This is a genomic window from Clostridium nitrophenolicum, from assembly GCF_055391695.1.
The window spans coordinates 4,014,084-4,034,151 of record NZ_AP042469.1 but is presented as its reverse complement, the minus strand read 5'-3'; the positions used below and the strand labels follow the sequence as shown (position 1 = coordinate 4,034,151).

At 28.9% G+C, this 20,068-nt stretch carries 21 protein-coding genes; 13 read left to right on the top strand and 8 right to left on the bottom strand.

Features of this window, described 5'->3' with window-relative positions; translation table 11 throughout:
- Nucleotides 1–173 precede the first annotated feature (173 nt).
- Nucleotides 174–359, bottom strand: coding sequence for a hypothetical protein (locus ACZ5N4_RS19045; RefSeq protein WP_464204093.1), 186 nt, complete (start codon nucleotides 357–359; stop codon nucleotides 174–176).
- A 443-nt stretch (nucleotides 360–802) separates the two neighbouring features.
- Between ACZ5N4_RS19045 and ACZ5N4_RS19040 the strand changes: the two genes are divergently transcribed.
- Nucleotides 803–943 (top strand): hypothetical protein, encoded by a 141-nt coding sequence (locus tag ACZ5N4_RS19040; protein WP_464204092.1) that lies wholly within the window; start codon nucleotides 803–805, stop codon nucleotides 941–943.
- 88 nt (nucleotides 944–1,031) lie between these two features.
- The gene (locus ACZ5N4_RS19035; RefSeq protein ID WP_464204091.1) at nucleotides 1,032–1,238 is read left to right on the top strand and encodes a hypothetical protein; all 207 of its coding nucleotides are present in this window, start codon (nucleotides 1,032–1,034) and stop codon (nucleotides 1,236–1,238) included.
- A 154-nt stretch (nucleotides 1,239–1,392) separates the two neighbouring features.
- Here the strand turns inward: ACZ5N4_RS19035 and ACZ5N4_RS19030 are convergent, their stop codons facing one another.
- Entirely contained in the window at nucleotides 1,393–1,701 is a 309-nt protein-coding gene (locus tag ACZ5N4_RS19030; protein WP_464204090.1) for a hypothetical protein, read from the bottom strand.
- 153 nt (nucleotides 1,702–1,854) lie between these two features.
- Here ACZ5N4_RS19030 and ACZ5N4_RS19025 point away from each other — a divergent pair, with 153 nt between their 5' ends.
- Nucleotides 1,855–2,283 carry a CGGC domain-containing protein gene (locus ACZ5N4_RS19025; protein WP_464204089.1) on the top strand — a complete coding sequence of 143 codons (429 nt, stop codon included), beginning with the start codon at nucleotides 1,855–1,857 and terminating at the stop codon, nucleotides 2,281–2,283.
- 95 nt (nucleotides 2,284–2,378) lie between these two features.
- On the opposite strand, the gene ACZ5N4_RS19020 is transcribed toward ACZ5N4_RS19025, so the two are convergent.
- The 4 genes from ACZ5N4_RS19020 to ACZ5N4_RS19005 all read right to left on the bottom strand — a co-directional run bounded on the left by ACZ5N4_RS19020 (nucleotide 2,379) and on the right by ACZ5N4_RS19005 (nucleotide 4,768).
- The gene (locus tag ACZ5N4_RS19020) at nucleotides 2,379–2,696 is read right to left on the bottom strand and encodes a hypothetical protein (protein ID WP_464204088.1); all 318 of its coding nucleotides are present in this window, start codon (nucleotides 2,694–2,696) and stop codon (nucleotides 2,379–2,381) included.
- Nucleotides 2,697–2,997: 301 nt separating this feature from the next.
- On the bottom strand, nucleotides 2,998–3,840 hold the full coding sequence (locus tag ACZ5N4_RS19015) for a lysostaphin resistance A-like protein (RefSeq protein ID WP_464204087.1): 843 nt from the start codon (nucleotides 3,838–3,840) through the stop codon (nucleotides 2,998–3,000).
- A gap of 98 nt (nucleotides 3,841–3,938) precedes the next feature.
- Nucleotides 3,939–4,163 (bottom strand): helix-turn-helix domain-containing protein, encoded by a 225-nt coding sequence (locus ACZ5N4_RS19010; RefSeq protein ID WP_464204086.1) that lies wholly within the window; start codon nucleotides 4,161–4,163, stop codon nucleotides 3,939–3,941.
- 32 nt (nucleotides 4,164–4,195) lie between these two features.
- On the bottom strand, nucleotides 4,196–4,768 hold the full coding sequence (locus ACZ5N4_RS19005; protein WP_464204085.1) for a DUF2975 domain-containing protein: 573 nt from the start codon (nucleotides 4,766–4,768) through the stop codon (nucleotides 4,196–4,198).
- 220 nt (nucleotides 4,769–4,988) lie between these two features.
- On the opposite strand from ACZ5N4_RS19005, the gene ACZ5N4_RS19000 reads away from it, so the two are divergent.
- From ACZ5N4_RS19000 to ACZ5N4_RS18965, 8 genes are all read left to right on the top strand, one after another.
- The gene (locus ACZ5N4_RS19000; RefSeq protein ID WP_464204084.1) at nucleotides 4,989–7,079 is read left to right on the top strand and encodes an AraC family transcriptional regulator; all 2,091 of its coding nucleotides are present in this window, start codon (nucleotides 4,989–4,991) and stop codon (nucleotides 7,077–7,079) included.
- Between the two features lie 143 nt (nucleotides 7,080–7,222).
- On the top strand, nucleotides 7,223–8,620 hold the full coding sequence (locus ACZ5N4_RS18995; RefSeq protein ID WP_464204083.1) for an MATE family efflux transporter: 1,398 nt from the start codon (nucleotides 7,223–7,225) through the stop codon (nucleotides 8,618–8,620).
- Nucleotides 8,621–8,938: 318 nt separating this feature from the next.
- The gene (locus tag ACZ5N4_RS18990; protein ID WP_464204082.1) at nucleotides 8,939–9,949 is read left to right on the top strand and encodes a polysaccharide deacetylase family protein; all 1,011 of its coding nucleotides are present in this window, start codon (nucleotides 8,939–8,941) and stop codon (nucleotides 9,947–9,949) included.
- A gap of 157 nt (nucleotides 9,950–10,106) precedes the next feature.
- Nucleotides 10,107–10,640 carry a sigma-70 family RNA polymerase sigma factor gene (locus ACZ5N4_RS18985; protein ID WP_178906641.1) on the top strand — a complete coding sequence of 178 codons (534 nt, stop codon included), beginning with the start codon at nucleotides 10,107–10,109 and terminating at the stop codon, nucleotides 10,638–10,640.
- Complete coding sequence (locus tag ACZ5N4_RS18980) at nucleotides 10,641–11,879, top strand: DUF4179 domain-containing protein (protein WP_464204081.1); 1,239 nt, start codon at nucleotides 10,641–10,643, stop codon at nucleotides 11,877–11,879.
- 17 nt (nucleotides 11,880–11,896) lie between these two features.
- Nucleotides 11,897–12,901, top strand: coding sequence for a phosphodiester glycosidase family protein (locus ACZ5N4_RS18975; RefSeq protein WP_464204079.1), 1,005 nt, complete (start codon nucleotides 11,897–11,899; stop codon nucleotides 12,899–12,901).
- 17 nt (nucleotides 12,902–12,918) lie between these two features.
- Complete coding sequence (locus ACZ5N4_RS18970; protein WP_464204078.1) at nucleotides 12,919–13,974, top strand: hypothetical protein; 1,056 nt, start codon at nucleotides 12,919–12,921, stop codon at nucleotides 13,972–13,974.
- 80 nt (nucleotides 13,975–14,054) lie between these two features.
- Nucleotides 14,055–14,468: a hypothetical protein gene (locus tag ACZ5N4_RS18965; RefSeq protein WP_464204077.1), complete on the top strand. Its 414-nt coding sequence runs from the start codon at nucleotides 14,055–14,057 to the stop codon at nucleotides 14,466–14,468.
- A 115-nt stretch (nucleotides 14,469–14,583) separates the two neighbouring features.
- On the opposite strand, the gene ACZ5N4_RS18960 is transcribed toward ACZ5N4_RS18965, so the two are convergent.
- On the bottom strand, nucleotides 14,584–15,540 hold the full coding sequence (locus ACZ5N4_RS18960; protein WP_464204076.1) for a 3D domain-containing protein: 957 nt from the start codon (nucleotides 15,538–15,540) through the stop codon (nucleotides 14,584–14,586).
- A 351-nt stretch (nucleotides 15,541–15,891) separates the two neighbouring features.
- Here ACZ5N4_RS18960 and ACZ5N4_RS18955 point away from each other — a divergent pair, with 351 nt between their 5' ends.
- Entirely contained in the window at nucleotides 15,892–16,629 is a 738-nt protein-coding gene (locus ACZ5N4_RS18955; protein WP_464204075.1) for an MBL fold metallo-hydrolase, read from the top strand.
- Between the two features lie 25 nt (nucleotides 16,630–16,654).
- Here ACZ5N4_RS18955 and ACZ5N4_RS18950 read toward each other — a convergent pair whose 3' ends face one another.
- Nucleotides 16,655–17,500 carry a TerC/Alx family metal homeostasis membrane protein gene (locus ACZ5N4_RS18950; RefSeq protein WP_464204074.1) on the bottom strand — a complete coding sequence of 282 codons (846 nt, stop codon included), beginning with the start codon at nucleotides 17,498–17,500 and terminating at the stop codon, nucleotides 16,655–16,657.
- 751 nt (nucleotides 17,501–18,251) lie between these two features.
- On the opposite strand from ACZ5N4_RS18950, the gene ACZ5N4_RS18945 reads away from it, so the two are divergent.
- A complete protein-coding gene (locus tag ACZ5N4_RS18945) occupies nucleotides 18,252–20,054 on the top strand; it encodes an ABC transporter ATP-binding protein (protein ID WP_464204073.1) in 1,803 nt (600 codons plus the stop codon).
- The last annotated feature ends 14 nt before the right edge of the window (nucleotides 20,055–20,068 follow it).

The window sequence follows — 20,068 nt, the reverse complement described above, 5'->3', positions numbered from 1 at the left end:
TTGGAACTTGCTTATCGGATTTTTAAATTTAAATTATGATTCATTGTAGAAATAGCAAAAAGAGATAAATAAAATATTATATTAATAACAAAAATTATGTCGCGTTTCAAAAAATTATTGATATTTGAGGATAGAGTTATAACACTCTATTCTCAAACTAATATTTTACTGAACTATGAATTCTGATGAAATGAACCATTTAATTCTCTACTTATAAATGATTCATCGCCGCCAGCAGTTAGTGAGGAAGTAGTTTCGGAATCTCTATCAGATAGTCTATTAAAACTATCAACTTCTGAGTAATTTTTCAGTTTTTTATTTTGATTACTCTTATTTGGAATGTTTTTATTATCATTCATTAACAACACCTCCATTCTTTATAGTGTGCAGATAAAAGATAAATATAAGGTTTTATAAAAATTAATATCAAGGAGGAAAAATATATGCATAGCCCATACTGGAGAGAATTTAAATAAGTTTCTAAATAGGCATTAAAGTTGCATTAAATTACAGCAAATATAGTGTTATAATAGTATCATGGACTTAATATCATAGAAGCTGTGTCACACAACAGGGATTACATCTGTGTGGCAAACAGTAAAGGCACCCTATTCATTTAAATATAGTATAATGAATAAGAGTGCCTTTTGTTTATAATAAATAGCTTATAACATTAAAAAAAGATCCAAGTGCAAATCCAGCTAAAAAAGGGCAGCATATCCATAGTTAAAATAAGGATAATAATATGGATCGTATATGATAGTTATAGACGAAGTAGAGGTGAAGCTATAAGGAGAATAAGATGAAAAGTATATTAATATATTGGTTTGTGAACAGTATGAATCGAGCTGATTTAACAATACTTGCAATATCAACAGCCTTATTTATGAAGAGTAAGTATAAGTTTGCAACATTATTATTGCTAGTTGATGGGTTGTATTAGCAGCAATTCAAGTGTGATTAAAAATATAATTAAAAAAGAAGGAAACCTCCTTTTAATATAGAAATTAATATATGGGAGGTGTTTTGAAATGTATACAGCATTATTAAAGGAATTAGAAAAAAAGGGGAAAATAAAAGATGGTAGTATTGAGTTTTACACCGAGCATGGGAAATTAAAGATATTGGCTGATAAAACCACACATATCATAAAAGATAATAACACATTAATTAGACTAATTAACAAAAATCACAAAATATCAAAAGCAGTGGATATTGCGCTAGAAGCATATTTTTAGGAGTTCAAATTAGGTATCTTTTTCATATCTAAAATAAATAATATAATAAATAGCGTGTTAAGCACAAACATATATAAAGGCGTTTAGGTCTTAGGACTTAGGCGCCTTTAGCATAATGGAAGTGGAGAAACTACAGGATTTTATTTAAAGTAAGCTATAATAAGCCCTTAGGGCTTTTTTTATTCAAATAACGATTAATTTTTCTATGCATCGCACATAATTCACCATCACAAGGTTGTCCGCATACTTTACAGCTATCTTCTCTATGCTTAAGACTTCTATTATTCTTTAAAAGGTTCTCAGCTTCTAATATAGTTTGTTTTATTGCGACAGGGCTTTCTTTATAAAGCTTTATTTTGCGCAATAACTTTCTATGTAGTAATTTAAAGTGGGAATAGCATAACAACTTAGAATATGCAATATCTCCACAGACTATACATTTGTTATTGACTTTTCTATCCAAGCAAACCATCTCCAAAATAAAAATATGTCCAAGATTAATGTTATCACAAATAACAAATATTTTACAATATAAGAATTAAAAGTCCTAAGAGGAAATTCGGTTAAGATGTGGAAATATATACATTTAAGAATGAAATAAGAGGAGAGATGTAAGATGAGAATTGGAATTTTAACTTGTTCTAGCGCAACTCAGGATTTAGGTTGTTCATCTGTTAGTTGTCTAAACGATTTAAGAAAAAGAAAAGGTGCATTTAGTCAATACCCAAATGATGAAAAGTTAGACCTTATTGGAATTATTAACTGCTCAGGATGTCCAACTTTAGCGGGTCCTGAAAAGTTGCTAAGTCGAATACGTGCGTTGGCGGAATTTAGGATTGATGCGATTCACTTTTCATATTGTATGGAAGCCTTGTGTCCTTATAAGGAAAAGTATAAGAAATTGTTACAGGAGCACTTTCCGAATATTAAGATTGTTATAGGAACACATGAGGCTCACATCACACACGAGCAATTCCGAGAAGGTGTTAAGGAATTATTTTGCCAACCAAAGCGAACTATGGTGGATTTGATAAAAGGAAGGTAACAATTTGAATCATCCTAAAATACATATGATATAGCATATGTATTTTAGGATGCAGGCTTTAGCTATTAATTTATGTAGGTAATTATTTTTTCCTTTTATTTAACATCCTCAGAGAATTCAATTTCGTCATTTAATTCTTCTATGCCTTGATTTACACATATAATATCTCCGGCTTCATTCCTTTCCTGGAGGAATGATAGAATATCGTAAAAATCATCTATGTAACAAGTAATAGCTATAGAATAAGCTTCTTTATCTTGTACAGTAAAAAATTCGGTATAATTTTTAATGTTCAATTCTTTGTAAACGTTTACAAAGTGCCCATTATCAATTACTTCATTAATAATATCTTTCCAAGCATCGATATCTAATGTCTGCTCGACAACTATTTCTATAGGTTCATTTTCATCCATATTAAAACCTCCCCAAAATCTAATGATATAGAACACTTTAATTATACAATTTCTACTAATGAAAATAAAGGAATTTTATTATATCAAAAGAGCCTGTATCATTTTAGAATACAGGCTATATTTATGTTAGAAACTTATTAACACAATCCTTTTGACGTCAAAACAACTTTTCAACTTTATTCAATTCTATTCTAATTGTATTTCCATGAAAGAATATAAACCTAAGCAATGTCAACAATTTGGACTTTACATTCGAATTTAAATGTGCATATGAATCTTTCAATTTTGAAACCCTATATGCTTAATATTTAATGCAATTGTTACTTGTATTGAATAAGTTTCGTTTAGGATAATTTTTGTAAATATACAGTAAATATATAGATAATAAAACAACTCCCAATATGAAAACACCCAAGTTTGGATTAAAAGTACCTGTAGAAGAACTGTTTGAAGGTGTCAGTAAATCCCGTAAATGAACAATAAAATTATTTACAGAATGTAGTAATATAGAAGGAATCAAGGAATCATATTTATAAGCAAGAATAGAACAACTTACTCCAAGAAAAAACAATAATGGATTTATTTTTGTGTGTACTATCATAAATATTAATGAAGAATATAGGACTGCTTTAGTTACTCCATATTTATTGTGAAATCTATTTAACAATATACCTCTAAATGTAAGTTCTTCTGTTATAGGAGCTATTATCACTCCGTATATGAAGCCAATGATAACAGTAAAAGGTGTACTATAAATGGCAGGTTTTGAAGCAAAATTTGAGTTTACTGAATTTAATAAATTAGGATTTGCAGAATATACTATAAAAATAACTGATAACATTGCTCCTATGCCACCTATTGTGGTTATAATCCAAGTTAGAGGAACTTCCAATATAAATCTTTTACTAGATGGTTTTCCTATAAGTTGATTAAGTGTTATTTTATTTTGCCTCATAAACTGAAGTATTAATACAAAGAATAATGAAGTGATTACAGCAGCAAAAAACTCAATATGGTCATCTCTTAAAGTTCCGTTAAAAACCTTTTTATATAATATAAGTATTACTATAGATAAAATTGTTATATAAAACATTTTTAAAAACAAGTGTCTTGTTTTAATTTCCTTAAACAAACTTAAATTCATAGAGTCATCCCCTTAAAATTTATATAATATTTTTTACGATTCGCACAAAATTATAGTCTTGGTTTTTCTAATTAACTACGAGTAAAAACCATTGCATTTTATAATTCATCTTCCTCTACACTTGGATCATATTCTAATATATCGCCAGGTTGACAATTTAACTCACGACATATTGCCTCAAGGGTTGAGAATCTTATAGCTTTCGCCTTTCCGGTTTTTAAAATTGAGAGATTTGATAAGGTTATACCAACTTTATCAGCTAGATCTCCAAGAGATATTTTTCTATCAGCCATAACTCTATCTAATCTTATGATTATTGACATCATACCATCTCCATCCAACAGTTAGTTATAATTTATATTGTAAGATCCTGATCTTTTTTTAGTTCAATAGCTCTTTTAAATATTTCTCCAATAATTATAATTATTAAACCTCCCACATATCTTGAATCTATTATAACTGATATAAGATCAGTATGAAAAGTTATACCGTTGATTGTCAAGTTGTTTATTGTTAGTGCAGAAATGTAGTTTGCTATGTTTTCAAATAATCCTAGCAAAACTATTAATACACCAATAGTTCTTGTTCTTTTAAAATTTTCTATTTCAAAAATTTTATTTTTTGAAAAGTCTTTAAATAATTTCATTAAAGAATAGAGTACATATATAAATGTAATTATTGCAGGTATATTATACAATAGAGATCTAATATTATAATTAGCAATAAATTCATTATTGGCTTGTGGCATAAATGATATCATCAAGCCTGATGATGTTAAATCATAAAAATCTTTTACTCCTTTTGAATAATCAATAGCTATTCCTACAATTACTAAAGGAATACATACAACTAGAGCTATAAGACAAATTTTTAAAAGTTTATAGATAAAAGATGATAAAGATTTTTCTCCAATAAAGTTCATTTTCATTTTTGTTCCTCCAACAACATATATTTCTTAGATATATAATAACACTAAATTTATTGTTATTCAATAAAAATATATTAAAAAACAATCAATTTTTATTAATTAGCATAGAACACCTCTTTGGATTTCATGTTAAATGTAACTATATATTAACAAATAATGTCGTTGTATATGATAAAATTGAAATAATAATATTATTAAATAAAGAAATGGAGAAAGGTTTATGAGAAGGGAATATGTAACTTTCACGGAACATCTTCCTGTCAATATTAGCTTAAATACAATTAAGGAGTACCCACTTCATTGGCATAACTGTGTAGAAATAATATTTGTTTTAAAAGGAAGCATATATGTTCAGATAGAGTCTGAGACATATGAAGTGCTTGAAAGAGAAATTGAAATAGTTAATGCAGATGAGCCCCACAGAATATATTCTAATGATGAATATAACAAAATATTAGTATTTAAAATGGATATAGAATTTTTTGAGAAATACTATAACGATGTGAAAAATATATACTTTTATACTAACTCAACGGTAGAGTGGGCACAGGAAGAAGAAAAGTATCAAGTTTTAAGAAGATTTTTATCTATACTTACTTGTGAAGTCATTCAAAAAAGTGATGATTACAATGAAGAAATAGAAAAGTATATGGTAAAGCTGTTATTTCATTTATTAAACAACTTTCATTATTTACTATATGATGAAGAAGATTTAAAAGAAAATGATATACAATTTGAGCGATATCACAGAATATCTAAATTTATATATAACAATTACATGAATAAGATAAGCTTGCAAGACATAGCTGAGCGTGAATTTTTAAGCTCTTATTATCTATCACATGAAATAAAGAATATGGCAGGCATTAATTTTAAAGAGTTTTTAAATTCTACCAGAGTTCATGAATCGGTGAAGCTTTTATTGGACACAGAAAAAACTATATCAGAAATTTCCGAGGACGTAGGCTTTTCACACACTCGCTATTACAATAAATATTTTAAGATGTATTATAATATGACCCCTCTCCAATACAGAAAGAAGAATTATATCCCAGAAAAAAAATATGAAAAAATTAAAAAGTATGAAGAGCTTAATATTGAAGAGGCAATTGAGTGCGTTTCTACATATCTTGAGGATTATTATAGGTTTAATTATGAAAAAGAGATAATCAAGATAAATGTTGATGTTGCTGATTTAGGATATGAAGTTAAGGATTATTGGAGAGAGATAATAAATCTAGGTGATGGAATAGAACTTTTAAAAGAGAGAGAGCAAAGCTTTGTAAAGGATATTCAAAAAAATATAGGCTTTAAATATGGTATAGTTCAGTATTTATTCCATAAGGATATGAGAATTTATTTTAATAAAAACTTAGATTTTCTTAATTGGAATGAAGTTGAAAAGCTTATGGAGTTTATGGTGGATATTAAACTTATTCCTATGATAATTTTAGATAAAATATTTGATGAAATAGACTTGTTTTTAAGACTTTTAGAAAGCTTTATTCTATATTTTCTAGATCTATATGGTATAGAGGAAATCCAAAACTGGAGGTTTAGAACAGCAAAGGATCTTCCGCAAGATTACATTAAAGCTGCCCAGGAAATATTTTACAAGTACGAATTGGAAGATATAATAGAGGAAGCTTTTGAAGAGGATAACACAGTAAACTCTATTTTTGATACTTCTTACATGATTCCTTATATAATTCATAACTTCATAAATGAAAAAAATAATATGTTATTCTTAAAAGCTTATGATACTGTAGAAGAAAATTCTGTTATGAGCAATGAATTATTCTTTGGTTCACCAGGAATAACAACCCTTAATGGTATAAGAAAAGCATCTTATTATGCATATTATTTTTTATCAAAGTTGGGTAATGTTTTAATTAAAAAGGAAGATGGATATATTGTAACTAGTTATGAAGATAATTACCAAATTCTTATTTATAGTTTTAGTGAAGATCTAAATGAGACTATAGAAAATGAAAAGTTAATAAAACAAAAAAGGAAGAAGCAAGTTACTGAAAGGGAAATATCCTTGTCCCTTAAGAATCTTCAATATGATTATAAAGTAACTGTATATGAAATTGGAGAAGAAATAGGATCTGCTTTTAATAACTGGACTCTTATGGGGAGACCAAAAAGGCTTACTTATGAGGAAATGGATGTTTTGTATAATATATCTCAGCCAAGAATATCTTTAAATTTTGCAAAAAAGAAGCCTGTATATAACTTAATATCAAAGATAGAAGGGTACGGAGCTGTCCTAATTACTCTTCAAAAAGTACAAAAACACCTATTTTAGGGTGTTTTTTTGTTATTTCACAATTCATAAATATTTTAACTTGTGCAACTTTGTACTTTTTGTTCAGCAACTCAGTGAATGTTGGAACTCTAGGAAAACTTTATAATAGAAGTATAAATAAAAAAGTTTTGAGGTGAAAGGTTATGTTAGTAGATGGAGACAGGAGAAGTGAAAAGAACAAATTCTTGACAGAAGATATAGGAAAATTGCTACTAAAGTTCTCCATTCCCGCTATACTCTCATTATTAGTAGCTGAAATGTATAATATGGTTGACTCATTATTCCTAGGTCAAGTTGTAGGAGCAGTGGGAATAGGAGCATTAACAGTTGCATTTCCTGTGCAAAGATTATTTCTTGCTGTATCAATGCTTGTTGCAATAGGAACTTCTAGTGCAGTTTCGAGAAGTTGTGGAGAGAATGACTATTCAAAAGTTAGACGAATAATTCCAAATGCGTTTATTGTGTTAACTTCAATAATTGTATTTTTAGTAATTGGAATATATATATTTAGAGATAGTTTAATTATAAAATTAGGAAGCAGCGAAAATATATTTCCGTATGCAAAAACATATATAACAATTATTCTAATAGGTGCATTATTTCAAGGCCTAATGTTTTTAATGGCATATATTCTAACTGCTTTTGGAAATACAAAAATTGTTTTATTAAGTACTTCTATTGGTGCAATATGCAATGTTATAATGAATTACATTTTGGTAGTTAAATTTAATTTTGGAGTTGAAGGAGCAGCAATTGCTACAGTTAGTTCACAAATAGTTGCTTTTATATATGCTTTTATTAAGTTTATGCAAAATAAAAAGCAAATGGGCTTATCCTTTGAAAGTAAATTAGATAAAGGTATAGCTAAAGGAATAATATTCGTTGGTTTTTCTACATTTATAGTAGAAATATCAGATGCAATACTGGCTGTAGTATTAAATAAGATGCTTGTTGAAATAGGAGGAGATACAGCAATAGTTGCAGTAGGTCTTGTAACCAGAGTATCAATGATACTATTTATTACTGTTATAGGTATAAGCTCAGCTATGCAGCCAATAGCAGCCTATAACTATGGAGCAGAAAATTATGATAGAGTGAAGAAAATAGTAAGACTTTCAATAAAATCAGCAACCGTAACATCAATTTTCCTATGGTTAGTAACAATGATATTTACAAAACAGATTATTGGATTATTTGTTAATGATCAGAATATTATAGGCTACACTGTTAGCGCTTTTAGAATAGTAATTGCAGTATTTCCTTGTGTAGGGGCATATTTTGTTGCAATCTACTACTATCAAGCAATGGGCATGGCAAAATCATCATTATTGCTTTCAATATTTAGAGAAATATTAGTCCTTATTCCTCTTCTTCATATTATGGTTTATGGATTTAAACTTGGAGTAGTGGGAGCATGGATAGCCTATCCTGTTGCGGATATCATTTCATTCATAGTTTCGATAGTTTATATTAAGTGTAATAGAGCAGAAGAGATGGAGAATATACCTATAAAAACAAAAGCGAAAATTGTAACAACTTAAGCTTTCTTTTAAATTATAAAATCTAGCAGAAAAGAAATACTGCTAGATTTTATAATTTAAAAGAAAGCTATTAAAATATTTCAGTGTTACAATTATGTAGAAATAGTTTGATTATTAAGACTTAATATCTGATATTTAGGATTTTTGTAACTAATTTGTAATAATTTTTATTGTTTTTGTAACTTCTTGTATTCTACAATTTGATACAATATATATGTGGAAATTATTATAAATAACTTCTATATATGTAATATAAATATTATTTTGGACAAACATTTGCCATAATAAAAAGTTAATTTAGAACTGGAGAGTAAAAAAATGCAAGATATAATCAGAAGAAGAAATATTAAATTACGAAAAAGAAGAATTAGAAAAAAAAGAATAAGGGCAGGCATTTTTATTATAATTTTAATAATATCTTCTATTACCATAACATCTAAATTTAAGGCCTTGCATAATGCTAAAAATAACGCTGTAACTTCTGTTAACAAAGCTAAACAGAATCAAGTTAGCGTAGGTAGTGATAAAACGATAGATGAACAAGTTAAAAGTAAAGAAAACACAGCAAAAGAAACAAATTCAGTGAAAAATACAAGTCCAGATACCGAAGCAAACAATTCTAACAGTAGCCAAGCTGTTGCGCAAGAAAAAAATGAAGGTAGTAATGAAAGTGTTAACGCTGAACAAGCACTTGTTAATGATGGCAAAAAAATTGCTTATTTAACTTTTGATGACGGACCGTCCACTACAGTAACACCAAAAGTGCTAGATGTATTAAAACAGTATAATATTAAGGGGACTTTCTTTGTACTTGGATCAAATATAGAACAAGGTGAAGGAAGTAAAGAAATAATAAAGAGAATTTTTGAAGAGGGTAATGCAATAGGGAATCATAGTTATACTCATAATTTATCAAAGTTGTACCCTCATAATAGAGTTAATATAAATTATTTCATGCAAGAAGTGGACAAGACTAATAATGCATTAAAAGGCATTCTTGGACAAGATTTTAACACAAGAATTATAAGGATGCCTGGTGGATATGTATCTAGACAATACTATAAAGATCCTAATCTACCTGCTTTTGATGCTAAACTAAAGGAAAAAAATTTGTGTAGTGTAGATTGGAATGCCTTTAATGCAGATGCAGAAGGTAAGAAGAAAAATGCTTCACAGCTATTAGATGAGGTAAAAGCAACTACTGCAGGCAAGGAAAAGGTTATTATATTAATGCACGATACCTATGGCAAAGAAGAAACTGCTAAGGCATTACCGCAAATTATAGAATATTTAAAAAGTCAAGGATATGAGTTTAAGACACTAAAATAGAAAAATATGATGTTTAAGGTATAGGTGCAGTGGTCTCGCTGCATCTATTTTGTTATAAAATTTATTTTTTAGTGTAACCTTTTGTATAATAAGTTTGTCTAATTTGTGTAACAAGAGAAAAATGTTGGCATTTTTCATTGGGTAAAGAGGTGGAAAGATGAATGATATTAGTATAGTAACTAAGGCTCAAAAAGGAGATAATGTTGCCTTTAGTGAATTAATAAACTCTTGTAAAGAAAAGCTTTATAAGATAGCCTTTGCTTATTTGAAAAACGAAGAAGAGGCTTTAGATATTGTAAGTGATACTATATACAAAGCCTATATGGATATAAATAAATTGAAAAATCCACAGTATTTTAATACTTGGATTACAAGAATACTTATAAATAGCGCAATAAATAGATTAAAAAAGAATAAAAGAATAGTTTTAATAGATGAATATGAAAAAGTCGAAAGCTTTAATCTAAATATTTCAGACATAGAATTTGATATACCTAGCTGCATAGATCTTTATAATGCCATTGATAAGTTAAATGTAAAGTCAAAAAGTATAATTATTTTAAGGTATTTTCAAGATATGACTATTTCAGAAATATCAGAAGTTCTGAAGATTCCAGAGGGAACCACAAAAGCATATTTACATAGAGCTTTGAAGAAATTAAAAGTTGAGTTAAAGGAGGAGTTTATATAAATGGATTTTAAACCTGGGAACGGATTTGAACAGATAAAAGTTTCGGACAAACTAGATGATGTAGTCGAAAAAGCAATTAATAGAGCAATAAAAGACAAGAAAAAGAAACTAATAAAAAAATCAAAGATCAATAAAATAAGTATAGCTGTGGCATCTATATTTATTTTATTTATTACTAGTATTAAATTTATGCCAGTATTTGCTCAAGTATTAAGTAGTGTTACTATGGGGCCGTCCATAACTCGAGAATTGCAGTATCACTATGATAAAAATGTAGGAACTATAGTAAAAGAAGGGCTGGCGCAAAATATAAATGAATCTAAAACAGATAAAAATATAAAGGTTACCATAAATAGTATAGTAGCAGATGATAAGAATTTGTTTGTTTTCTACACTTTGAATGGTAAGGAAAATAAAGAAGGACTTAAAAATCTTCTTCTTCAAAACTTTAAAATAGTAGATGGTAAGGGAAATGATCTTTTAGATAGCACCTTTAACTATTATACTGAGCTTCCAGCAATGCTATACAATAGGGATGGAGATTTTCTGTTGACATTTAATAAAAAATATAGATGTATAGTTACATCCCTAGGTAATAATATTAAAAACTATGGACAAAATGAGGAAACTTATGGAGCTTTAGAGATATCAAGTCGTGACGGAAGTAAAATACCTGAGAAATTGAATTTAAAGTTTATAAGCTTCACTGAAGCTTATAAAATGAGCTATTCAAAAGAAAAATATGATAATTTTCTTTCAAAATTTAATCGAGAGCCAATAAGTATAAAAGGGGATTGGAACTTTAATTTAGAGATTGACCCGAAACTAGTAGGTAAAGAAGCAGAGGTATATAGTAACATTAAATTTTCTGCAAATCATACAGACTTTAACATAAAATCTTTTGAAATATATCCTACACGTATAGAAACAAAAATACAATTAGGTAAAAATAAAATAGATTCATCACAATGTTATTCAATAGGACGTACATTTACAAAAAACCGTAAGTCTTCTGATAACAGACTACCTTATTTAGTTGATGAAAAGGGAAATAAATATATGCTTTCTGATAATGACTTTAAGGAGATGGACGATGATAAATGCATAAACTTAGATTTTCAAAGTTGCTATTTTAATAATTCAAAAGAACTCTATTTAGTAATAAATGAGCTTAATTATAATAATGGCTCAGAAAACTTTGCAGAGGATATTGGCGAAGTAAAAATAAGAATTAAGTAGGAGATGGTGAAAATAATATGGTAAATATTAATAAGAATAGAAAGAGTAGAAAGAATAAAAGAACCTTTAAGTTTTTCTTACCTTTTATAATTTATGAAATTATAGTTGTTATAATAACAGCACCCATATTAGTATTTTATGGTCCTTTTAAAGATGTTACAAACATGGTAGTTAATACAGCTATGAAAACTTTCACCCATCAGTATATAGCTACTAGTTTTTTATCTAATGAAAAGATAAATCAAATAATGAAAGAAAGCAAAAGTGGTGAGATATCTGAAAAAGAGACTGAAAATCAGGATAATGTTACTATAAAGCATTTTAATGACAAGGGAATAGAAAGATATGATATACCAGATAAGAGGTTTGATGGTTATATCCTTGAAGTTAAAGATCCAACCAGAGTAAAAGTAGGTTATACTAAAAAACTAGGACAAGTTGGGCAAAAAACAAGTGAAATAGCTCAAGACAATGGAGCAATTGCAGCGATAAACGGAGGAGGTTTTGTAGACAAAGGGACAAATGGCAAGCTCTGGGTAGGGACAGGAGCATATCCTGATGGAATTGTAATATCTGAAGGAAAAAGCATTAATAATGTAAATCCAAGTGAAAAAGTGAGTGTAGCAGCTTTTACCTCAACTGGAAAACTTATAGTTGGAATGCATAGTTTAGATGAATTATTGTCACAAAATGTAAAAGAAGCAATTTCTTTTGATCCTCCGCTTATAATAAATGGAAAAACTGTATCTGTAGATGCAGTAGGTTTAAATCCGAGAACCGCTATAGGTCAAAAAGTCGATGGAACTCTTGTATTGTTGGTTATTGATGGAAGAAGGGTGAGCAAACCGGGAGCTACTTTAAAAGAAGTTCAAAACATACTTTTGCAGCAGGGTGTAGAAAATGCTACCAATCTAGATGGTGGATCTTCTTCTACTATGTATTTAAATGGAGAAGTAATAAATAATCCCTGTGATTGGAATGGGGAGAGAACTGTAGCTACCGCAATATATATAAAGCCTTAGAGGAGAGTGTAATCTTAATGAAAGTGCTTAAGAAAATAATTATTTTGACTCTAATTCCTATAATTTTAGAATTAAGTGGTTTATTTGTTATACATAAATTTTACATTGGCAATAAAACCAGTTTCAATGTGAAAAAAGTCGATATTTCTTTAAAAAATTCTCATACTAAAATCAACACTAAAATACCTGATGATGCAGAAGATATAAAAGTTTCTCGCAATGGAAATTATATATCTTATTACAAAGATGATAGCATATACGTAATTGACACTAGCAGCAATAAGGAGAAAAAAGTACCTGTAGAAGATGGTTCAAAAATAGCTTATTATACGTGGGATATAGAAAGTGATGTAATACTTATAGCAGAGAAGTTTTCAAGAAAAAAATCAATTTATTTAAAACTTGAGGCTTATGACGCTAAGAGAGATTCTAAAACAGAACGTAAAAATGACGAAAATGAAGTACTTGAAATTCTATTGCCAAATAGTAATTGTGAAATTGAAAACATAGTCTTTTCTGGAGCAAGTAATGTAACTTATATTGCTGCAAAGACAAATGAGCAAATAAATCGAATATATAGAATAAATCGTATGACTGAAATGAATGTGGTAAAACTTCCGAAAGCTATACTTGGAAATATGGCGGTTATAAATAATCAAGACGGAGACCAGCTTATATATGAAGATAGAAGTAATAATAGAATAAGAATGGGCAAAAACCAACAGACAATAGCTACAGGGGAGAATGCTGCACATTATTTATTGGGTACTGATAATAATGATCAGATATATATAGGAAATGGGAAGGATGAGAATATAAATAAGATATTTGTTGCTAATTTAAATGAACATAAAAACAACTGGAAGACATATCAATTACAAGAATATGCGAATAAAAAAGATGTATATATATTAAGAGATGGACGAGTATACATAAATAATTCATCTAAAAAAACTGTAACTGAAATAGCTACAGGGAAATCAATACAATATGAAGGTCAGTTGGTGGGAATATATAGCTATGGAGTAGTAAGCAAAGAGGGTAATAAAATCTTAGGAAGTTTATTTGAGTAAAATAGCTTATTGGTGTATGAAATGTAAATTTATGATATAATCTATAATAATTAAAAATAATTAGCTTTAGGAGATAAAAAATGTACATAGTATTTGGTAATAATATTGTAGATAGTAAAGAAATAAAAGAACTAATCGAAGCAAATACAAAATTTAAAGTAGTCAAAGATATGAGCAAAGGTTCAAAAAGAGAGGATATACTAGCCTTTAATTTAAGTATTAATATAAATATTTTAAATGAAATCATGAAAGAGGAATATAATATAGTTGAACTAACAGAAGAGGAGTTATTTGAAGAATATCTTACCTTAGCAGAAGAACTTGCAGCTGATATTGAAGAGTATATTCCTGAAGAAGCTATTTTCGATATTAAAGCTTATAAATGGGATCAATCAGATAATGATATAAAATTAGTTATGGCTACAGCTCATGAAGAACTCGGAACACCAAAATTAAGAGATGTTATGAAGCGATTACTAAAACAAGTTGAGTAATCATCGGATAAAAATAGGATTTAGTACTAAGAAATAAGTTATCTTTAGTGCTAAATCCTATTTTTATAAATTATCTCGAATATTTTGTGTAATCTATTTTGGGATGGCCTCTTCTTTAATTAAGTATGTAGACTTTAACAGGCCTTCTTCCCCAACTTAGTGCTTCAGACTCTGAGTAGAAAAACACATCTATTATGTTTCCTTTAATAGCTCCACCTATATCTTCTGCGATAGCATATCCGTATCCTTCTACATAAACTCTAGAGCCTAGTGGTATAACTCTAGGATCTACAGCTATAGTACTATATCCATTTATATCCCTCTTTGTTGGAGTACCTGATGCAGTGATTCCATCACCTGCATATGCAGTTGCCTGCATGCTAAGTACCTGTGAATAAGACGTAGAGCTTGACATACCACGGGATAAGCTACCACTTTTAGAGGTTCGGTTGGATTCAGCTTCCATGGCAACTAACTGTTTTTCTTTTTCTGTGGTTTTACTTAGAAGCAATTTTTGTTCTTTTATATCTTTACTCAACTTTGATAAAGTAACTTCATTGCTTGTCTTTAAAGCTTGTAATTTATTATTCTCATTATTTAAAGCTTCTTTTTGATTTTCTATAGCTTGTCTTTGTTCTTTCAGTTGAGCAGCAACTTTGTTATCATATCCTACTACTTTTGTAACTAAATCCACTCTTGATATAAAATCACTTAAGTTATCTGCTGTTAGAACTACTTGAAGGTAGCTGCCAGTACCATTTATATACATAGCTCTTGCTCTTTGTTTAAATAAATCCTCTTGAGCTTTTGAGTTTTTCTCTGCATCTTCTAATTTAACTTGAGTTTTTTTGATATCTTGAGAAATTTTATTCATGTCATTTTTATTACTGTCAACTTTTTTTATTACATCATCAATTTGCTTGTCTAAATCTTGAACTTTTGATTGCAACTCTTTCTTTTTATCTTGAGTTTGCTTTAACTCGTCTGATGTGCTTGGAGCAGCTAAGATATTAGCATTTATAATTATAGTCAATGCCAGCGTGAAAATAACAGATAAAGTCTTTTTATTCAATTCGTTTACCTCCTTAAGCCAGTTATCAAGTTATTTTTATTAATATATTTGCTGATGTTTTTTTATTATACCATTAAAGTATATAGAAACTCAAATTTAAAGTCAAAAATTTCTATATTAGGTTATGATAGGTAAAGTTAACTCATAAAAGATTGAAAAGAATATTAAAACGTATATCTATTTATAATAGGTATACGTTTTATATTATTTTTAATCTATTTATTGACTTATATATGAAAACATAGTATCATTGTATAATTGTTGAGCATAACTATACAATGATATCATATAACGATATAAAAGTCAATAGTTATTGTAAAAAATATTTTATTTATGAAGGGAGAACAAATAATGAAAATAGCTGATGGAGTTGAAATGCTTGAAGTATCCAGCAATGTTATGGGGAGTAGGAGTGTTATTAATCCAACATTGATTTGTGATAAAGACATATTGATTTTGGTGGATACTGGGTATCCAGGACAGTTACCTCAAATTCGTAAGGCAATTGAAGATGCTGGTGTATCATTTGATAAAGTAAATATGGTAATTCTTACTCATCATGATATTGATCATATTGGAAGCCTTTCTAGTATTATAAAGGAACTACCTAACAGTGTGAAAGTACTTACTCATAAAGAAGAGGAAGCATATATTAATGGTGTAAAAACCCCGATTAAATTGACGCAACTTGAAGAGAGTTTTGACTCTTTGTCAGATGACATGAAAATTATATGTGAAAAACTTAAAGCAGGCTTTAAAGACTGCAAAACAGATGCAAATAAAACACTAATTGATGGAGAAGAGCTTCCTTACTGCGGAGGAATTGAGGTGATTCACACTCCTGGTCATACTTTAGGACATATTTGCCTGTATCTCAAACAGCTCAAAATCCTTATAGCTGGAGATATTTTAGCTGTTGAAGATGGAATACTTGTGAAAGCTCCTGATTTTATTAATTTTGATGCGGATTTAAATATAAAATCTCTAAAAAAACTTACAGAATATGATATTGAAACAGTAATATGTTATCATGGTGGTCTATATAAAAATGATGCCAATAAGTGTATTGCAGAGCTAGCAAAGAAATAAGGAATAATACAATATTAAGCTCTGCTTATTTGGCAGAGCCTTCTTTTCTAGGGTTCCTTTTATTATTAATTGATATGGAAATCAACACACTTACTATAAGGATTGAAACAATAATAAGAATAGATATTCCTACAGGAATGTGGTACTTAAATGAAATACCAAGCTTTATACCAGTAAATATAAGTATTACACCTACTCCATACTTTACATATTCAAAGGTACTATGAAGTTTTTCTAAAAGAAAATATAAATTTCTAAGACCTAATATTGCAAGAATATTTGAAGTATATATAATAAATGGATTGGTGGTTATTGCAAATATTGCAGGGATTGAATCTATTGCAAAGAGTAAGTCGGAGCCTTCTATCAAAAATAATAAGGCAAATAGTGGTGTTGCGTGGAGAACATTATTTATTCTTACAAAAAATTTTTCTTCATGGAGTTCTTTTGTAACTGGTATCATTTTTTTTAAAAGCTTAATTAATTTGCTATTCTCAAAAGATACATCCTCCTCTTTATTTAATATAATTTTTAAACCACTTACAATAAGAAGTACACCAAATACATATAATACCCATTTAAAACTATTTACAATGGCAATACCTAATACCACAAATATAAGTCTCAATATAATTGCGCCAATAATACCATAGTTTAAAATTCTTTTTTGGTAATTTGGCTTAATTCCGAAACTTGAAAAAATCAATAAAAATAGAAAAAGATTGTCAACACTAAGACTTAGCTCGATAATATATCCACCAAGAAATTCTAATGCTTTTTCGGAACCCATATAATACCATATAGCTATATTGACCATAAGAGCAACTAAAGTAATAAATAAGAATTTTAATAAATGTTTTCTAGTAGACATTTTATGCCTCCTTTATATAAAAAGACTCTGAAACAATATATAAATTACACTCTATGTATATTGTTTCGGAGTTTGGTGATTTTAATGCAGAATTACAACTATTAATGAATATTTGCTTTGGATTTATTTCTTGTTTTCAAAATTTAAGAAACAAATTTTAAATGATGTATTGAATTTTTTGAAATTTAGGTATAGAATGGATAATGTAGTATTAATCAATATTAAAAAATAAGGAGGTCGTCAGTATGTTTAGAAGATTAATGTTATTAGCAGTCAGTTCAAGTGCAAAACAACATAAAACACATATATACGACCTTGGTATAGTTAACTTTTAATAGTTAGCATTAATTATAGTGAAAATTGCCATGGGTTGTATGCCTATGGCTTTTTATATTGCTTATATATATGCTGGGCGAGTTATGCCCAATATATATAATAATTTCTGTCTGAAAGCCGTAGAAAAATTCTTCTGCGGCTTTTTATATTTAAGCAGAGAACCAAAATCTTTGATTTTGTGTGAATGGGTTAAGCAGATATCCCAAATCTTTGATTTGGTGATAGTCGCTTACACAGCGTGTACTCATTCGACTAAAGGGAGAAGGAGTTTCATTTGAAAAGGAGTGATGGTTATGAACAAAAAAGAAATTACAAGAAAAATCAATGGCTGGAATTCTATATTTTACACCTGACCAGGCTAATATAGATTTGGAACCTAAAACTCTATATTGGCAGTTAAAAGGAGATGAATAGGATGAAAAAGATTATAGAGTTGACTAAAGGAAGCAGGCTTTTATATACAATAGCGATAATATCTATTGGAATTGCTTCTTTTATAGCTATGATAGAACCTATGGTTATTAGAGTTACTATAGATTCTATAATAGGAAATAAACCTTTAAATGTTCCTAAACCCGTTGAAAATTTAGTACAAGTTTTAGGAGGAAGAGAAACTTTAGGAAGAAACTTATGGATATGTTCTTTAATCTTAGTAAGTTTAACTTGCGTACGAGGTATTTTTCTTTATTTAAAAGGAAAACTTTCTGCGCAAGCCGCTGAAAATATGGCAAGAAATATAAGGGTTAGGTTATATGATCATATTCAAAAACTTCCTTATGAATATCATATAAAATCAGAATCTGGAGATTTAATTCAAAGATGTACCTCTGATGTAGATACAGTAAGAAAGTTCTTTGCACTTCAAATGGTTGAGATAGGAAGAGCTGTGTTTATAGTAACCTTTGCCATTGTTATGATGAGTTCATTAAATAAGAAAATGACAATAATTGCAATGTGCATAGTACCTATTATATTTATATTTTCTTTAATATTTTTCAATAAAATTCAGCATAATTTTATAAAGGCTGATGAACAGGAGGGGGTTCTCACATCTGTATTAAGAGAAAATTTAACAGGTGTGAGAGTAGTAAAGGCCTTTGGGAGACAAAACTTTGAAATAGAAAAATATGAGAAAGAAAATAAGAAATATAAAGATTCTATTTATAAAATAATTTATTTAATGTCCAATTATTGGGGGATGTCAGACTTCCTTTGCACAATTCAGATAGGGTTAGTACTAATGTCAGGTATTTATTTCACAGTAAATGGAGATATAAGTCTTGGAACTTTAGTAGTATTTATAACCTATGAAACAATGCTTCTCTGGCCTGTAAGACAGCTTGGAAGGATTCTTTCGGATATGGGTAAGATGACAGTCTCTATGAGAAGAATATGGGAGATACTACATGTACCTCAAGAAACAGAAACGCGCAAAGCTTTAAAACCTGAAATAAAGGGCGAAATATGCTTTGAAAATGTAACTTTTGGATATGAAGAAGACACTCCTGTAATTAAGAATGTGAGTTTTAAAGTTAATAAAGGAGAAACCGTGGCAGTAGTAGGCCCTACAGGTTCAGGAAAATCATCATTAGTGCACCTTTTATTAAGACTTTATGACTATAATAAAGGATCTATAAAGATTGACGGAGTAGAGCTTATGGATATAGAAAGAAAGTGGATAAGAAGCAGAATAGGTATGGTGCTTCAAGAAGCATTTCTTTATTCAAGAACAATTAAAGATAATATAAAAATATCCAAGCTGGATGCAGATGATAAAGAGGTAAAAACTGCAGCTTCTATGGCAGCAGTTCATGGTGTAATAACTTCATTTGAAAGAGGCTATGACACCATAGTAGGAGAAAATGGTGTTACCTTATCTGGTGGTCAAAGACAAAGAGTTTCTATAGCGAGAACTCTTATAAAAAATCTACCTATATTGATTTTTGACGATTCTTTGAGTGCAGTAGATGCGGAGACAGATAAAATCATAAGACAAAAGCTGAGGGAAAAAAGTAAAGGGGTTACTACTTTTATAATATCTCATAGAATTTCTACAGTTATGGATGCAGATAAGATTATTGTTTTAAACAGAGGAATAATTGAAGCAATAGGAAGTCATAGAGAATTGATAAACAAAGATGGTGTATACAAGAGAATTTGGGAAATACAAAACTCTGTAGATAATCTTGAGAATGAAGATGTGGCTTGTAATGGGTAATTTAGGAGGTGATT

Coding starts and splice junctions, on each gene's coding strand:
- ACZ5N4_RS19045 (WP_464204093.1), bottom strand. CDS start 359: ATGAATGATAATAAAAACATTCCAAATAAGAGTAATCAAAATAAAAAA.
- ACZ5N4_RS19040 (WP_464204092.1), top strand. CDS start 803: ATGAAAAGTATATTAATATATTGGTTTGTGAACAGTATGAATCGAGCT.
- ACZ5N4_RS19035 (WP_464204091.1), top strand. CDS start 1,032: ATGTATACAGCATTATTAAAGGAATTAGAAAAAAAGGGGAAAATAAAA.
- ACZ5N4_RS19025 (WP_464204089.1), top strand. CDS start 1,855: ATGAGAATTGGAATTTTAACTTGTTCTAGCGCAACTCAGGATTTAGGT.
- ACZ5N4_RS19020 (WP_464204088.1), bottom strand. CDS start 2,696: ATGGATGAAAATGAACCTATAGAAATAGTTGTCGAGCAGACATTAGAT.
- ACZ5N4_RS19015 (WP_464204087.1), bottom strand. CDS start 3,840: ATGAATTTAAGTTTGTTTAAGGAAATTAAAACAAGACACTTGTTTTTA.
- ACZ5N4_RS19010 (WP_464204086.1), bottom strand. CDS start 4,163: ATGTCAATAATCATAAGATTAGATAGAGTTATGGCTGATAGAAAAATA.
- ACZ5N4_RS19005 (WP_464204085.1), bottom strand. CDS start 4,768: ATGAAAATGAACTTTATTGGAGAAAAATCTTTATCATCTTTTATCTAT.
- ACZ5N4_RS19000 (WP_464204084.1), top strand. CDS start 4,989: ATGAGAAGGGAATATGTAACTTTCACGGAACATCTTCCTGTCAATATT.
- ACZ5N4_RS18995 (WP_464204083.1), top strand. CDS start 7,223: ATGTTAGTAGATGGAGACAGGAGAAGTGAAAAGAACAAATTCTTGACA.
- ACZ5N4_RS18990 (WP_464204082.1), top strand. CDS start 8,939: ATGCAAGATATAATCAGAAGAAGAAATATTAAATTACGAAAAAGAAGA.
- ACZ5N4_RS18985 (WP_178906641.1), top strand. CDS start 10,107: ATGAATGATATTAGTATAGTAACTAAGGCTCAAAAAGGAGATAATGTT.
- ACZ5N4_RS18980 (WP_464204081.1), top strand. CDS start 10,641: ATGGATTTTAAACCTGGGAACGGATTTGAACAGATAAAAGTTTCGGAC.
- ACZ5N4_RS18975 (WP_464204079.1), top strand. CDS start 11,897: ATGGTAAATATTAATAAGAATAGAAAGAGTAGAAAGAATAAAAGAACC.
- ACZ5N4_RS18970 (WP_464204078.1), top strand. CDS start 12,919: ATGAAAGTGCTTAAGAAAATAATTATTTTGACTCTAATTCCTATAATT.
- ACZ5N4_RS18965 (WP_464204077.1), top strand. CDS start 14,055: ATGTACATAGTATTTGGTAATAATATTGTAGATAGTAAAGAAATAAAA.
- ACZ5N4_RS18955 (WP_464204075.1), top strand. CDS start 15,892: ATGAAAATAGCTGATGGAGTTGAAATGCTTGAAGTATCCAGCAATGTT.
- ACZ5N4_RS18950 (WP_464204074.1), bottom strand. CDS start 17,500: ATGTCTACTAGAAAACATTTATTAAAATTCTTATTTATTACTTTAGTT.
- ACZ5N4_RS18945 (WP_464204073.1), top strand. CDS start 18,252: ATGAAAAAGATTATAGAGTTGACTAAAGGAAGCAGGCTTTTATATACA.